13 protein-coding genes are annotated in these 15,237 nt (G+C 68.6%); 3 read left to right on the forward strand and 10 right to left on the reverse strand.

Features of this window, described 5'->3' with window-relative positions; all coding sequences use genetic code 11:
• Positions 1–51 precede the first annotated feature (51 nt).
• Entirely contained in the window at positions 52–1,440 is a 1,389-nt protein-coding gene (locus AS96_RS07955) for a dipeptidase (protein WP_036287995.1), read from the reverse strand.
• 77 nt (positions 1,441–1,517) lie between these two features.
• Here AS96_RS07955 and AS96_RS07960 point away from each other — a divergent pair, with 77 nt between their 5' ends.
• Together AS96_RS07960 and AS96_RS07965 are read left to right on the forward strand one after the other, a co-directional pair.
• Positions 1,518–2,078: a DUF3043 domain-containing protein gene (locus AS96_RS07960; RefSeq protein ID WP_036287998.1), complete on the forward strand. Its 561-nt coding sequence runs from the start codon at positions 1,518–1,520 to the stop codon at positions 2,076–2,078.
• A 13-nt stretch (positions 2,079–2,091) separates the two neighbouring features.
• Positions 2,092–3,168 (forward strand): hypothetical protein, encoded by a 1,077-nt coding sequence (locus AS96_RS07965; RefSeq protein ID WP_051498796.1) that lies wholly within the window; start codon positions 2,092–2,094, stop codon positions 3,166–3,168.
• On the opposite strand, the gene AS96_RS07970 is transcribed toward AS96_RS07965, so the two are convergent.
• From AS96_RS07970 to dnaE, 5 genes are read right to left on the reverse strand one after another with little or no spacing between them, the layout of a single operon-like run.
• Positions 3,131–4,165, reverse strand: coding sequence for a quinone-dependent dihydroorotate dehydrogenase (locus tag AS96_RS07970; protein ID WP_036288001.1), 1,035 nt, complete (start codon positions 4,163–4,165; stop codon positions 3,131–3,133). The genes AS96_RS07965 and AS96_RS07970 overlap by 38 nt on opposite strands.
• A gap of 52 nt (positions 4,166–4,217) precedes the next feature.
• Positions 4,218–4,682: a transcriptional regulator NrdR gene (nrdR, locus tag AS96_RS07975; protein ID WP_036288013.1), complete on the reverse strand. Its 465-nt coding sequence runs from the start codon at positions 4,680–4,682 to the stop codon at positions 4,218–4,220.
• Positions 4,683–4,685: 3 nt separating this feature from the next.
• Positions 4,686–6,002, reverse strand: a complete 1,317-nt coding sequence (gene hisD / locus AS96_RS07980; RefSeq protein WP_036288016.1) for a histidinol dehydrogenase — start codon at positions 6,000–6,002, stop codon at positions 4,686–4,688.
• Positions 6,003–6,011: 9 nt separating this feature from the next.
• A complete protein-coding gene (locus tag AS96_RS07985) occupies positions 6,012–7,103 on the reverse strand; it encodes a hypothetical protein (protein ID WP_036288086.1) in 1,092 nt (363 codons plus the stop codon).
• Positions 7,104–7,160: 57 nt separating this feature from the next.
• On the reverse strand, positions 7,161–10,631 hold the full coding sequence (dnaE, locus tag AS96_RS07990; protein WP_051498797.1) for a DNA polymerase III subunit alpha: 3,471 nt from the start codon (positions 10,629–10,631) through the stop codon (positions 7,161–7,163).
• Between the two features lie 153 nt (positions 10,632–10,784).
• On the opposite strand from dnaE, the gene AS96_RS07995 reads away from it, so the two are divergent.
• Positions 10,785–11,258 (forward strand): NUDIX hydrolase, encoded by a 474-nt coding sequence (locus tag AS96_RS07995; protein ID WP_016465351.1) that lies wholly within the window; start codon positions 10,785–10,787, stop codon positions 11,256–11,258.
• A gap of 4 nt (positions 11,259–11,262) precedes the next feature.
• Here AS96_RS07995 and AS96_RS08000 read toward each other — a convergent pair whose 3' ends face one another.
• From AS96_RS08000 to AS96_RS08015, 4 genes are read right to left on the reverse strand one after another with little or no spacing between them, the layout of a single operon-like run.
• Positions 11,263–12,960, reverse strand: coding sequence for a long-chain-fatty-acid--CoA ligase (locus AS96_RS08000; protein ID WP_036288022.1), 1,698 nt, complete (start codon positions 12,958–12,960; stop codon positions 11,263–11,265).
• A 49-nt stretch (positions 12,961–13,009) separates the two neighbouring features.
• Positions 13,010–13,927 (reverse strand): RluA family pseudouridine synthase, encoded by a 918-nt coding sequence (locus tag AS96_RS08005; protein WP_016465353.1) that lies wholly within the window; start codon positions 13,925–13,927, stop codon positions 13,010–13,012.
• Positions 13,927–14,556 carry a signal peptidase II gene (locus AS96_RS08010; RefSeq protein WP_036288025.1) on the reverse strand — a complete coding sequence of 210 codons (630 nt, stop codon included), beginning with the start codon at positions 14,554–14,556 and terminating at the stop codon, positions 13,927–13,929. The genes AS96_RS08005 and AS96_RS08010 overlap by 1 nt, the downstream gene beginning before the upstream one ends.
• A gap of 5 nt (positions 14,557–14,561) precedes the next feature.
• Positions 14,562–15,149 carry a DivIVA domain-containing protein gene (locus tag AS96_RS08015; RefSeq protein ID WP_036288027.1) on the reverse strand — a complete coding sequence of 196 codons (588 nt, stop codon included), beginning with the start codon at positions 15,147–15,149 and terminating at the stop codon, positions 14,562–14,564.
• Between the last annotated feature and the right edge of the window lie 88 nt (positions 15,150–15,237).

Raw genomic sequence — 15,237 nt, forward strand, 5'->3', positions numbered from 1 at the left:
CGGGCACCCCGGGCCGATGACGCCCGCGCGCCGGCACGGCGGCGAGCCGTGTCACCCGCGATCGAGCTCCTCGAGCAGCAGAGCCTCGGACACGAGTGCGCGGCGGAACGTGTCCAGGTGGAGCGACTCGTTCGGGCTGTGGGCCCGTGCATGTGGATCCTCCACGCCGGTCACCAGGATCTGGGCGCCCGGGAACTCGCGCACCAGGTCCGCGATGAACGGGATCGATCCGCCGACGCCGATGTCGACCGGCTCCACGCCGTAGCCCTCCCGCAGCGCGTCGCGCGCCGACGTCACCGCGGCCCCGCTGGTGTCGACCAGGAAAGCGTCGCCGCAGTCGACATCGCGGAAGGAGAGCTCTGCGCCGAACGGGGCGTGCGCGCGAAGGTGGGCCTCGAGCGCCCCGTAGGCCTCGCGGGCAGGCTGGCCGGGAGCCACGCGCATGCTGATGACGACCGAGACTTCGGGAGAGAGCGTGTTCGACGCGTTCTTCACACTGGGAGCATCGATGCCGGTGACGGTGATGGACGGCTTGTTCCAGATGCGGCTGAGGATCGAGCCGCGTCCGATCGGGCTCACACCCTCGGGAAGTCCGGCCTCATCGCGCAGGGTCTCCTCGGAGTAGTCGGGAGTCGCTGCCTCGCGCTCGGTGAGCCCGGCGACGCAGACCGCACCGTCGTCGTCCCACATCGTGGCGAGCAGCTTCACCGTCGCCAGCATCGCATCGGGCACCGCACCGCCGAACATGCCGGAGTGGGACGCGTGCTCAAGTGTGCGCACGGTCATGGTGAAGCGTGCGTTGCCGCGCAGCGATACCGTGAGGGCCGGAGTCGTCGCATCCCAGTTGCCGGAATCGGCGACGACGATGACGTCCGCGCGCAGCGCGTCGGCGTTGTCGCGGAGGAACTGCGCGAAGGATGCCGAACCGGCTTCCTCTTCGCCCTCGATGAAGAGGTTCACACCGAGATCGACGTCGCCGCCGCACGCGTCGACGAGAGCGCGGAGGGCGCCGACGTGCGCCATGATCCCGGCCTTGTCGTCGGCGGCTCCGCGTCCGTAGAGGCGTCCACCGCGTACCGTCGGCTCGAAGGGCGGCGTCTCCCAGAGCGACTCGTCGCCGACGGGCTGAACGTCGTGGTGCGCGTACAGCAGAATCGTCGGACGCCCGTTGCGCGCTGCACGCGTCGCGAGGACCGCGGGCATCCCCTCCGCTCCCGTCTCGGGAACGATCGCGGTCTTCACCTCGACGCGCTCGAAGATGCCGAGCTGCTCGAGAAGTTCAGCAACCGCATCGGCGCTGCGTGCGACCTCGGCCCGATCGAAACCGGGGAACGCCACCGACGGAATGCGCACGAGTCGCCCCAGATCGGCGAGGGCGGCGGGGACGGCCGCCTCGGCGGCATCGCGGACGGCGGTACGACGGGACAGCTCCGAGCTCATGCGGGTAATCTTAGAGCGCAGCTGCCGCGCGTTCCCGCGCGTGCGCACCACCCGTGATGACAACGAGGATCCACACCGTGGCCAAGAACCCCGCCGCTCCCGACGCCGACGCCACCGTCCCGACCGGACCCGGCAAGCACCGTCCGACGCCGTCGCGAGCCGAGCAGGAGGCCGCCCGCAAGCGTCCTCTCGTCGCCGACACGAAGGAGGCGCGGGCCCGCGCGAAGGCCGAGCTGGCCTCGCAGCGCGAGCGTGCCCGCATCGGCATGGCGAACGGCGAGGAGAAGTACCTGCCCGTTCGCGACCGTGGCCCGCAGCGCCGGTTCGTCCGCGACGTCGTCGACGGCGGGTGGCACCCGGGCGAGCTGCTCATGCCGCTCATGCTGATCGTGATCCTGCTGAGCCTCATTCCGAACACCGCCATCGTCTACTACGGGTTCGCCGCACTCTGGCTCTACATCCTCGTCGTCGTCGTCGACATGATCATCACGAGCGTGCGGGTCAAGAAACTCGCTCGCGAGAAGTTCGCCGACCGCACCGAGAAGGGTCTCGGCTGGTACGCCGGCATGCGCACGATCCAGATGCGCTTCATGCGGCTGCCCAAGCCGCAGGTCAAGCGCGGCGGCCGACCCGTCTGAGACGTCCTCGACGATGCCGGACTCCCCTACCGACGGCGCGACGACGAGTCGGAGGCCGACGGAGCAGTCCACTCCTCGCGCCGCGCACCAGTGGCGAGTCTGGTTCGTCGTCGTGCCCGCACTCATGGGCGTCGTGCTCTGCGCCGCGGGCGCACTGCTCGTCACTCCGACGAGCGACGGCGGATTCTCGGCGTACCTCTGCGTCATCATCGGCGGCTGGGCAGTCGGTTTCGCCCTCGTCAATGCGCTGAACGCCTGGCCAGAGCGGTGGCAGTGGGGAGGGCACGTCGCACTCGCCCCCGGGGGCATCGCACTGCTGGCATCGACCACTCCCCTCATCCGGACCCTCGGATCGCTGCCGGAACCGTGGCCTCGCTCACTTTCCGTCGTCGCGCTCGGCATCCCACCGGCCGGTGGATGGGTGCTGATCACCCTCCTCGGTCGAATCTCCGGACGGTTCGACCGCGCCGCCGAGCGACGCGCGGCGGCCCTGGCGGAGCCCACGTGGAGCGGGGCGGATCGTCGTCCCGAAGTCACGGTGAACGCCGCGCGCTTCACGACAGCGGCGCTGACGGCTCTCGCCGTCGGAGCGGTGGTCGTCGTCGGCGCACTCAGCGCGGTGGTCGTGATCGTCACCGAACGCTGGCTCCTCCGCCTGCCCCCGCTCATGATCGTCGTCGCTTTGGGCCTCTTCGTCGGGATGCCGGTGTACGCGGCGATCTGGGGAGTCGTCAACAGTCGGCGCCTCCCCGTGACGCTTCGGTGGCACACCGGGGCGCTCGTCGTGGATGCCGAGGACCGCTGGACCGTTCCGTACCCGATGATCCAGAGCGTGATCTGGCGCTCGCAAGGCGATACTGCGTGCTTCGAGGTGCACACCGCGACCCGCCGCGAGACATTCCTCGTCGGCATGGTGCGCCAGCGAAACGGTAGAGCTTCACAGCTGCCGCCGCTCATGCACCGGATGCGCCGGGTACTCGAGGAGTCTGGACTGCGCCCCCACGAGCGGCGCGGCACTCTGCGCTACACGCGGAGCGCGCCGACGAACACGGTCAGCGGGTCCGGCGCGCCGCCACCAGCCCTCGGTTGATCTGACGCGCCCAGAGGGGCCCGCGGTAGATGAAGCCGGTGTATCCCTGTACGAGGGTGGCCCCGGCATCCAGCCGCTCCTGGACGTCGGCCGCACTCTCGACGCCCCCGGCGGCGATGACGCAGAACTCGTCGGGCACGACCGCGCGGACGACCCTCAGCACGTCCAGCGCCCGACCGCGCAGCGGGGCCCCTGAGAGGCCGCCCGCACCCATCGCCGCAACAGCGGAGGCGTCCGCCGTGAGGCCTTCGCGTGAAATCGTCGTATTGGTCGCGACGAGCCCGGCCAGGCCGAGGTCGACCGCCAGACGCGCCACCGCCTCGACCTCCTCGTCGGGAAGGTCGGGAGCGATCTTCACGAGCAGCGGCGTGGTGCCCGCGGCATCCCGAACCGCCTCCAGCAGAGGGCGCAACGTCTCCACGGCCTGCAGCCCACGCAGACCGGGGGTGTTGGGTGAGGAGACGTTGACGACGAGGTAGTCCGCGACGGGGGCGACCAGCTTCGTGCTGGTGACGTAGTCGGCGGTCGCGTGCTCGACATCGACGACGCGACTCTTGCCGATGTTCGCCCCGAGCACGGCGCGACGGGGTCGACGTCGCGAGCGGCCGAGCCTTTGGGCGGCGGCGGCGGCACCGGCGTTGTTGAAGCCCATCCGGTTGATGAGGCCCCGGTCGGCGATGAGGCGGAACAGCCGCGGACGCGGGTTCCCCTCCTGCGGCACTGCCGTCACGGTGCCCACTTCGACATGACCGAAGCCGAGCGCGTACAGCCCCTCGCTCATGACGGCGTTCTTGTCGAAGCCGGCGGCGACGCCGAACGGTGAATCGAAGTCGAGCCCCAGTGCACGCGTGCGCAGCGACGGGTCGGGTGCCGTCAGCGCGCGCATGATCGGACGCAGCGGCCAGATCCCGAACGCACGGATCACGGGGATGACGAGGTGATGGGCCCGCTCGGGGTCCATGTGCGCGAAGACGGTGCGGAAGATGAAGGCGTACATCGGATCTCAGCCTAGGGCGCGCCCAGGGTCGTCGCGCGCGCGACGGCCGTGACTACTCCGTCGCCTCCGCCGCGTGGTCGGCACGCAGCTGTGCGATCGACGCCTCGAAGTCCTCCAGCGAGTCGAAAGCCTGGTACACGCTGGCGAAGCGCAGATAGGCCACCTCGTCGAGGTCGCGCAGCGGGCCGAGGATGGTCAGACCGATCTCGTTCGTGTCGATCTGCGACGCGCCGGTCTGGCGTACCGCCTCCTCCACCGCTTGAGCGAGCATCGCCAGATCGCCTTCGGTCACCGGACGTCCCTGGCAGGCTTTGCGAACGCCGGACATCACCTTCTCGCGACTGAACGGCTCGATGACGCCGGAGCGCTTGATGACGTTGAGACTGGCGGTCTCGACGGTCGTGAACCGGCCGCCGCACTGCGGGCATTGGCGGCGACGGCGGATGCTGAGACCGTCATCGCTGGTACGGGAATCGATCACGCGCGAATCGGCGTGACGGCAGAACGGGCAATGCACGCGTCACTCCCCCGCCGAAAGGTCCGCGAACCGCGCAGTGACCGCTTCGCCGTGCGCCGGCAGCGCCTCGGCGACCGCCAGAGCGACGATGTCGTCGTGGGCCGCCCGCAGCGCTTCGCGGTCGTACACGATGACCTGCTGCGGACGCAGAAACGTCGCCGCCGACAGGCCCGCCGCGTACCGCGGCTGCCCGCCCGTCGGGAGCACGTGGTTGCTACCGGCCAGGTAGTCCCCGAGACTCACGGGCGAATACGCACCGACGAACACCGCACCGGCATTGACGAAGTCCTCCGGACGAGGGTCGCGCAGGTGCAGTTCGAGATGCTCCGGTGCGTACGCGTTGCTGAAGGCCGTGGCTGCCGCGAGATCATCGACCAGGACGACTGCCGACTGCGGACCGTTGAGCGCCTCGGTCGCGCGGGCCGCGTTGCGGGTGCGTGAGACCCGCTCCACGACCTCAGCACGCACACGATCCGCCAACTCCTGCGACCAGGTGACGAGCACCGCCGATGCCTGCTCGTCGTGCTCGGCCTGACTGATGAGATCGACGGCGACCAGTGCAGCATCGGCGTGCTCATCGGCGACGATCAGGATCTCCGTCGCGCCGGCTTCGGAATCCGTTCCGACGAGCCCGCCGACGGCGCGCTTGGCCGCTGCGACGAAGTTGTTGCCAGGGCCGGTGACGACGTCGACGGGCTCCAGGCCGATGCTGTCCACGCCGTACGCGTAGGCGCCGACCGCGCCGGCCCCGCCCATGGCGTAGACCTCCGTCACGCCGAGAAGTCGCGCGGCGGCGAGGATGTCGGGATGCACCCTTCCGTCCGCATCGGCTTGGGGCGGCGACGCGAGCGCGACCTCGCCGACGCCGGCGACCTGAGCGGGAACGACGTTCATGACGACGCTCGACGGATACACCGCCTTGCCGCCGGGCACGTAGACACCCGCGCGGCGAACGGGCTGCCAGCGCTGTTCGACGCGGCCGCCGGGGACGATCTCGGTCATCGCCGCAGCGGGAACCTGGGCGGCAGAGGCCAGCCGCACGCGGCGGATCATCTCCTCGATCGCTCGCCGTACCCCCGGGTCGAGACGCTCGAGCGCGTCGTCGAGGTGCGCGGCGGGAACGCGAATGGCGTGATCCTCGACGCGATCGAAGCGCGCCGCCTGCTCCCGCAGCGCCGCTTCTCCGCGCAGGCGCACGTCGTCGACGATCTCGAAGGCCGCCTGGAGGGCTTCGGCGCGGGCGGCTTGAGCACGGGGCACAGCAGCAATCCACTGCGCGGTCGTCAACTCGCGACCGCGCACATCAATGGTGCGGAGCATCGTTCCAGGCTACCCGCGTGTGACGCCGGAGACGTCCGTGAGGTAGCCGATGCGGCCGTCCTCGTGACGGACGACGAAGCGATCACCGCGATCCTCGATGACCAACGCCCAGGCGGTGGGTCCGATGCGGAACAGCGGTGTGCCGTGTTCATCGACGACGTCGCGCTCGACGGGAACGAGGGCCCAGAAGGCCTGCGACGGGCTCGGGGCGAGCACCGTCTCGTCCAAGACGGTGGTCTCCGACGTCGGCTCCGCGACGGGTGCGGCGCCATCGCTCTGGGCCCCGTCAGCGTGGGCGTCGGTCAGCGGCGTCGCGACGGGGCCCGAGTACGGCGCCCGCTGCGTCGCAGGACGGGCTACGACAGGGCGAGCGGGGCTCGCATACCGGTGGGCGGGCACCTGCGAGCGATGCTGGAAGTCCTCGCCGATGGTCGGCAGAAGCGGCGCGAAGACGGTGAGCACGACGCCGGCCAGCATGAGGATGAACTCCGCCCAGACGACCCAGGTCGCGAGGAAGACGCTTCCTCCGCCCACCGAGACGAACGAGCTCCAGAGGATGCCGAGCCAGATGATCGACGAGACCGAGAAGGCGACCGAGGCGAACTGATCGATGCCGAGCGAGCCGACTCGGCGGATGCCCTGGGGCGACAGCCGGCGCAGGCCGATGAGGAACACCGCGACGGTCGGCACGCCGATCGTGAGCAGCCAGTCGATACCCGTCCACACCGACTTTCCCCACCCGCCGTTGCCGTAGCTGTAGATCGGGAAGAAGGAGACGACGAACGCGACGAGCCAGACCGCACCGAGAGACACCTCACGGATCGAGAACGGCCCCACCCCGTACTGCGCAGGAGCAGCCTCGTCTACGCCGTCCGGCCCGTCGGTCATCGCCTCGAACGCCTCGGCGAAGGTGACGGTCGAAACGTCCGGCGTGGGGGTCGCGGCAGGCTCATCGGACTCGGGGCTGGCGGCGGCGTGCGAGACCGGGGTCTCATCGTCGGCACGCGCCTCAGCGCCTGCGGACTCCGCGATCGCGGGGGCGTCGTACTCGTCCGGTGTGCTTTCACCGGCGGTCTGGGGTGTGGGCTTCTCGTCGGTCACGTCACGCATCCTTCCGGAACAGAACTCGATTGGGATCCTACTCGGCCGATCCCAGGCTCACCCCAGACACTGCGGTCCGAGAAGCCCCTTCAGCTCTCCGTACAGGTCGACGGTGACACGCACCTGGGCCGGCACCTCGAACACCTTCGCGACACCGCTCTTGTGCAGCTTGAGGGTGACCTCGGTGTCGCCGGGGTGCCGTGAGAACACCTGAGCCAGTTGCGTCACCGTCGTCTCCGTCGCGCGGTGCTCGGGCATGAGGAGCACGAGGGAACCCGTGGCGTCGACGGAGCCGAGGTCGGGCGAGAACGCCGACTGGCCGTGCAGGTTCAGCCCATCATCGCGTCGGGAGACACGACCGCGTACCACCAGGATGCTGTCGGCGATGAGCATGGACTGGAACTCGGTATAGGTCTTGCCCATGAACATCACGGTCACTTCGCCGTCGAAGTCCTCGACCGTGATCATGCCGTAGGGGTTGCCGCTCTGCTTCGCGACGCGGTGCTGGACGCTCGTCACGAGGCCCGCCACCGTGACGATATCGCCGTCGTGGACATCGTCCGAGGCCAGAAGATCGTGGATGGACGTGGACGCGTGCTTGGCCAGCGGGATCTCGAGCCCGGCGAGCGGATGGTCGGACACGTACAGCCCGAGCATCTCCCGCTCGAAGGCGAGCTTGTCCTTCTTGGTCCACTCCGGTCGGGGCGGCACCTTCGGAGGCACCGCTTCCTCTGCCGCGTCGTAGAGCGAGTCGAAGTCGAAGCCGATCGCGCCTTGAGCCTCGTTGCGCTTGCGGTCCACCGCCGCCTCGACCGCGTCTTCGTGCACCTCGAGGAGAGCCCGCCGTGTGTCGCCCATCGAGTCGAACGCGCCGGCCTTGATGAGCGACTCGACGGTGCGCTTGTTGGCGACGTGCATCGGCACCGTGTCGAGGAAGTGGTGGAAGCTGGAGAATCCCTCGTCGCCGCGGGCCTCGACGATGCCGTCGACGACGTTCGCTCCGACGTTGCGGACGGCGCCCAGCCCGAAGCGGATATCTTCGCCCACGGCCGCGAAGTAGCGGATCGACTCGCTGACATCGGGCGGGAGCACCCGGATACCCATTCGCCGACACTCGTTGAGGTACACGGCCATCTTGTCCTTGGAGTCTCCGACGCTCGTGAGCAGCGCCGCCATGTACTCGGCGGGATAGTGGGCCTTCAGGTACGCCGTCCAGTAGGAGACCAGACCGTAGGCGGCGGAGTGGGCCTTGTTGAAGGCGTAGTCGGAGAAGGGCAGCAGGATGTCCCAGAGCGCCTGAACGGCACCTTCGCCATAACCGCGTTCCTTCATGCCTCCGGAGAAGCCCTCGTACTGCTTGTCGAGTTCGGACTTCTTCTTCTTCCCCATCGCGCGACGCAGGATGTCGGCCTGTCCGAGGGAGAACCCGGCGACCTTCTGCGCGATCGCCATGACCTGCTCCTGATAGATGATCAGGCCGTAGGTGGTGTCGAGGATGTCGCGCAGCGGCTCTTCGAGCTCGGGATGGATGGGAGTGATCGGCTGCTGACCGTTCTTGCGCAGCGCGTAGTTGGTGTGCGAGTTCGCGCCCATCGGGCCGGGACGGTAGAGGGCGATGACGGCGGAGATGTCCTCGAAGTTGTCCGGTTTCATCAACCGCAGCAGGGCACGCATGGGACCACCGTCGAGCTGGAAGACACCGAGGGTGTCTCCTCGCGTGAGCAGGTCGTACGCCGCGCGATCGTCGAGCGTCAGGTGCTCCAGGTCGAGTTCCTCCCCGCGGTTCATCCGGATGTTGTCGAGCGCGTCCGAGATGATCGTGAGGTTGCGAAGCCCGAGGAAGTCCATCTTGATGAGGCCGAGCGCCTCGCACGACGGATAGTCGAACTGGGTGACGATCTGGCCGTCCTGCTCGCGGCGCATGATCGGGATGATGTCCAGCAGCGGCTCGCTGGACATGATCACGCCGGCAGCATGCACGCCCCACTGCCTCTTCAGGCCTTCCAGGCCCAGCGCGCGGTCGAAGACGGTCTTCGCGTCGGGATCCGTGTCGATGAGCGAGCGGAACTCGCTCGCCTCCTTGAAGCGCGGATGAGCGGTGTCGAACATGCCGGACAGCGGCATGTCCTTGCCCATGACGGCGGGCGGCATCGCCTTGGTCAGCCGCTCCCCCATGCTGAACGGGAAGCCGAGCACGCGACCGGCATCCTTGAGCGCCTGCTTCGATTTGATCGTGCCGTAGGTGACGATCTGGGCGACGCGTTCGGAGCCGTACTTGGCGGTGACATAGTCGATCACCTCGCCGCGGCGACGATCGTCGAAGTCGACGTCGAAGTCGGGCATGGACACACGGTCGGGGTTGAGGAAGCGCTCGAAGATCAGCCCGTGCTCGAGCGGGTCGAGGTCGGTGATGCGCATGGCGTACGCCACCATGGAGCCCGCTCCCGATCCGCGACCGGGCCCGACACGGATGCCGTTGTCCTTCGCCCAGTTGATGAAGTCGGCGACGACGAGGAAGTACCCCGGGAAGCCCATCTGCAAGATGATGCCGGTCTCGTACTCGGCCTGCTTGCGAACCTTGTCGGGGATGCCGTCCGGATATCGGTAGTGCAGGCCCGCCTCGACCTCTTTGATCAGCCAGCTGTCCTCGGTCTCCCCCTGCGGAACCGGGAACCGAGGCATGTAGTTCGCCGAGGTGTTGAACTCCACCTCGCATCGCTCCGCGATGAGCAGCGTGTTGTCGCAGGCCTCGGGGTGATCGCGGAAGAGCTGGCGCATCTCGGCGGCAGTCTTGATGTAGTAGCCGTCGCCGTCGAACTTGAATCGGTTGGGATCGTCGAGCGTGGATCCGGACTGCACGCACAGGAGGGCCTCGTGAGCGTCGGCCTCGTGCTGGTGCGTGTAGTGCGAGTCATTGGTCGCGACGAGCGGGATGTCGAGGTCCTTCGCGAGGCGGATGAGGTCGGTCATCACGCGCCGCTCGATCGACAGGCCGTGGTCCATGATCTCGGCGAAGTAGTTCTCCTTGCCGAAGATGTCCTGGAACTCCGCAGCGGCCGCACGAGCGGCGTCGTACTGCCCCAAGCGCAGACGTGTCTGCACCTCTCCCGACGGGCAGCCGGTCGTCGCGATGAGTCCCTTGCCGTACGTCTGCAGCAGCTCCCGATCCATGCGCGGCTTGAAGTAGTACCCCTCCATGCTCGACAGCGAGCTCAGCCGGAAGAGGTTGTGCATCCCCTCCGTGCTCTGGCTCCACATCGTCATATGGGTGTACGCGCCCGATCCCGAGACGTCATCGCTCTTCTGATCGGGCGAGCCCCACGCCACTCTCGACTTGTCGCTGCGGTGCGTGCCCGGCGTCACGTACGCTTCCAGCCCGATGATGGGCTTCACACCGGCCGCCTTGGCCGCGTTGTAGAACTCGAACGCCGCGAATGTGTTGCCGTGGTCGGTGACGGCGATCGCCGGCATCCCATACTCGGCCGCGGCCTGCGTCATGGCCCCGATCTTGGCCGCTCCGTCGAGCATCGAGTACTCGCTGTGCACGTGCAGATGAACGAAGGAGTCGGTTGCCACACATCGAGTCTACGAAGGCCTCGGACATCCTCGGGCGGACGGCCCGGCGCCTGTGCCGAGCTCACCTCACCCTCAACTTGAAGGTGAGGCGCTTAGGCTGAGGCCATGGCCACTCCCGAGTTCGTCCTGTCACTGCGCGAGAAGATCGGCACGGCGCCGCTGCCGCTGGTCGGCGTGACAGCCGTGGTGTTCAAGGACGAGAAGGTGCTCCTCGGGAAGCGGGCGGACAACGGGGCATGGCAGTGCGTGTCGGGCATCGTCGATCCCGGCGAGGAGCCCGCCGACGCGGCCGTGCGCGAGTGCCGGGAAGAGGCGGGTATCGGCGTGCGCGCCGTGCGTCTCGCTCTCGTCCACCAGCTGCCCCGCACGACCTACGCCAACGGGGACCAGGTCGACTACCTCGACCTCGTCTTCCGCTGCGACTGGGTGTCGGGCGAGCCGTTCCCCGCCGACGGGGAACTGACCGAGGTGGGCTGGTACGGACTCGGCGAGCTGACCGAGGTGGATCCGGCCGACGTCCGCAAGATCGCGTTGGCGATCGCCGAGGACGATCCGGCTTCGTTCTCCGGCGGGCGCTGACGCGTCAACGCCCTCGGGCGGCGAGGATGTCTGCGCGCACCTGACGGCGGATGACCTTGCCGACCAGAGAACGCGGCAGCACCGGCACCTGGACGACTGAGCGTGGAACCTTGTACGCCGCCAGGTGGGCGCGTGCGAACGAGCGCAGCTCTTCGGCGTCGAACACCGTCTCTTCGCGCATCACCACAGCCGCCGTCACCGTCTCCGACCCGTCCGAGCGCGGGATGCCGACGACAGCCGCGTCCGCGACGTCGGGATGCAGCAGCAGCGCGTTCTCGACCTCACTCGGACTGATGTTGAACCCGCCGCTGATGATCAGCTCCTTGAGGCGGTCCACGACGGTCACGAAGCCCTCGGCATCCACCGTCACGATGTCGCCGGTGCGCAGCCATCCGCCCGCCAGCAGCGTGCTGGCCGTATCTTCCGGTCGGTTCCAGTACCCCTGGAAGACCTGGGGTCCGCGCACGAGAAGCTCGCCCTCGGCGCCGTCGGCGACGTCACGCGTCGGATCCGCGGGGTCCACGACGCGGATCTCGGTGCTCGGGAACGGCACGCCGACCGTGCCCGGCCGGCGCAGCGGCCCCATCGGATTGCCGACGCTGATCGGCGACGACTCGGTCATGCCGTAGCCCTCCACGATGATGCCGTGGGTCGCCTCCTCCCACCGCAGCACGGTCGACGGCGGCAGGGCCATGGCACCGGAGATCGCGTTGCGCAGGCTCGAGAGGTCGATGCCGGCGCGCACGGCAGCCCGCGCCAGGGCGTCGTAGATGGGCGGTACCGCGGCGAGGAAGGTCGGTGGCGTGCGACGCATCGCGTCGAGGGTGAGGGTGACGTCGAACGTCGGAAACAGCACGATGCGCGCTCCGAGCGAGAGCGCCGTGGTCAAGCACAACGTCAGACCGTACGCGTGGAAGAGCGGGAGCACGGCGTAGAAGACCTCACGCCCCGGCACCAGATCCGGCACCCAGGCGGCCGACTGGGCCGCGTTCGAGCGCAGGTTGCGGTGGGTGAGCATGGCGGCTTTCGGGACCCCCGTGGTGCCGCTCGTCAGCTGCAGAGCGGCGAGGTCGTCGAGCTGCGGACGCGGCGTGCGCCGGCGCACCGGGCGATGCGACGCCACCCGTGTCCAGGTGAGCACGTCCTTCGCGCGGGGAGTCGTGGTCAGCGCTGCCCTCGAGGCACGCGCCTTCGCGACGGGAAGACGCAGGGCAGCCCGCGTGCGGATCGGCATCGCGTCGGTCATCCGCACCGCGACGACCTGGCTTGGGCGGATGTCGGAGGGGAACTCGGCGATCGTGTCGGCCACGGCATCCCACACGATCGCAACCCGCGCGTGATGCACTTCGAACTGATGGCGCAGCTCCGGCGCGGTGTATCGCGGGTTGTGTTCCACGACGATCGCGCCGAGCCGCAGCACGGCGTAGAACGCGACGACATGCTGCGGGCAGTTCGGGAGGATCAGCGCGACGCGATCGCCGGGCGCGACGCCCAGGCGTCTCAAGCCCTCGGCTGCCCTGGCGACCTGGTCTCCGAGTTCGCGATACGTGGTGACCGCTCCGAAGAACTCCAATGCGGGCCGACGCGGGTAGCGGCGGACGGAGTCATCGAGCATGTCGACGAGGGTCTGCGCGACCGGTTCGATCTCGGCGGGCACCCCCGGCGCGTAGGAGGAGAGCCAAGGACGGTCGGACAGCGACATCCCTCCAGGCTAGGCACCCTTACGTACGTCCGCCGGCATGAGTCGAAGCTCAGCCCCGGAGGACGTCCAGCGCGTGCGCGAGATCGGCCGGATAATCGCTCCTGAACGTGACCCATTCGGTCGTGGCCGGGTGCGCGAAGGAGAGCTCGTGCGCGTGCAGCCACTGCCGGGTGAGCCCGAGGCGCGCCGACAACGTCGGGTCGGCGCCGTAGAGCGGGTCTCCCACGCACGGATGGCGATGGGCCGCCATGTGCACGCGGATCTGGTGGGTGCGTCCCGTCTCCAGATGGATCTCCAGGAGGGATGCCGAGGGGAACGCCTCGAGCGTCTCGTAGTGGGTGATCGAGTCCTTGCCGTCGGGAGTGACGGCGAACTTCCACGAATGCGACGGGTGGCGACCGATGGGCGCATCGATCGTTCCGGAGAGCGGATCGGGGTGCCCCTGCACGACGGCATGGTAGATCTTCTCGACCTCGCGCTCTTTGAACGCGCGCTTGAGCGCGGTGTACGCGCGCTCCGATTTGGCGACGACCATGAGGCCGCTCGTACCGACATCGAGGCGGTGTACGACGCCCTGACGCTCGGCGGCACCCGTGGTGGCGATGCGGAAGCCGGCAGCCGCCAGCGCACCGAGGACGGTCGGGCCTTCCCAACCGAGGGAGGGATGCGCAGCGACGCCGGAGGGTTTGTCGACGACCACGATCTCATCGTCGTCGTAGACGATGCCGAGGTCCGGGACGGCCACCGGGACGATCTCCGGTTCGCGCCGCTCCTCCCACTCCACCTCGAGCCAGCCCGCTGCGCGCAGGCGGTCGGATTTGCCCAGCGCGCGGCCGTCCATCCGCACCCCGCCAGCCTCGGCGACCTCAGCGGCGAAGGAGCGGGAGAACCCCAGCATCTTGGCCAGCGCGGCATCCACACGGGAGCCGTCGAGGCCGTCGGGCACGGGCAGGACGCGAGACGGCATCAGGCCTCGCGCGGAGCGGTCGTCGTGTCGTCCGCACCTGTGGCGGTGGGCTCCGTCGCGGCGGACTGGTCGGCTGCGCGGCGCTCGCGAGTGCCGTCGAGGCGAACGCCGATCAGTACCAACAGCGCGACGCCGATCATCATCGTCACGATGAACATGTCGGCGACGTTGTAGATGGCGGGATTCATGCCCAGCCACATCCACGGCGTGTTGATGAAATCGACGACGTGCCCGACGAGGAAGCCGGGGTCACGGAAAAGGCGGTCGCTGAGGTTGCCCAGGATTCCGCCGAGCAGCAGACCCAGCACGATCGCCCACACACGCGAACGCACCCGCGTCACCGTCAGGGAGACGATGACGACGGCGGCGACCGTCATGACGATCGTGAAGATCCACGTCTGACCTTCGAGGAGGGAGAAGGCGGCGCCGGGGTTGCGTGTCAGATAGAACTGGAGTGCGTCGCCCCAGACCGGCACGGGCTGCTGGAACGGAAGAGTGGTGAGGGCCAGATACTTGGCGAACTGGTCAGCGGCCAGCACCAGCGCCGCGAGAATCGCGACGATGGCACCGGCCGCTGCCCTGTTCAGGCTCCGACGCGGAGCACTGCGCTCTGTGGCGTGGTCCGTCACCGGGCTCAGGAAGCCGAGACGGAGGACGCGCCCGAGGTGGCGCCGGCGACGTCGAGGTCGCGGAGCTTCTCCTCGATGAACCCGCGCAGCTGCGAGCGGTAGTCACGCTCGAACTGACGCAGCTCGCTGATGCGGCCTTCGAGCGTCACGCGCTCGCTTTCGAGGCGTGCCATCTCGTCGCGGCCCTTGGCCTCGGCCTCGGCGAGGATCGAGGCGGCCTTGGCCTGTGCCTCGGAGATGAGCTTGTCGCGCTGGGCCTGGCCTTCGGCGACGTGCTCGTCGTGCAGGCGCTGGGCCAGTTCGATGATGCCGGCAGAAGCGGCCACGCCGCCGGCTGCGGGAGCCTCGACCGCGGGAGCGGGAACGGACTCGACGACGGCGGGAGCAGACTCCTCGACGACCTCCGCGGGAGAGGACTCACCGGACTCGTACGCAGCGAGCTTCGCCTTCAGCTCTTCGTTCTCGGCGATCGTCTTACGCCACTCGACGACGATTTCGTCCAGGAAGTCGTCGACCTCATCCGGGTCGAAACCCTCCTTGAATCGCACGTGCTGGAACTGCTTCGTGACGACGTCTTCCGGGGTCAAAGCCATGGTGTTTCCTCTTTCGGGGCTCACGACGCGGGCCGATTCGGTCGGCCCGCCACCGGCGAGCCGTACTGACCAAGTGTAGTCGGCGGTG

Source organism: Microbacterium sp. MRS-1, assembly GCF_000585455.1.
GTDB classification, from domain to species: domain Bacteria; phylum Actinomycetota; class Actinomycetes; order Actinomycetales; family Microbacteriaceae; genus Microbacterium; species Microbacterium laevaniformans.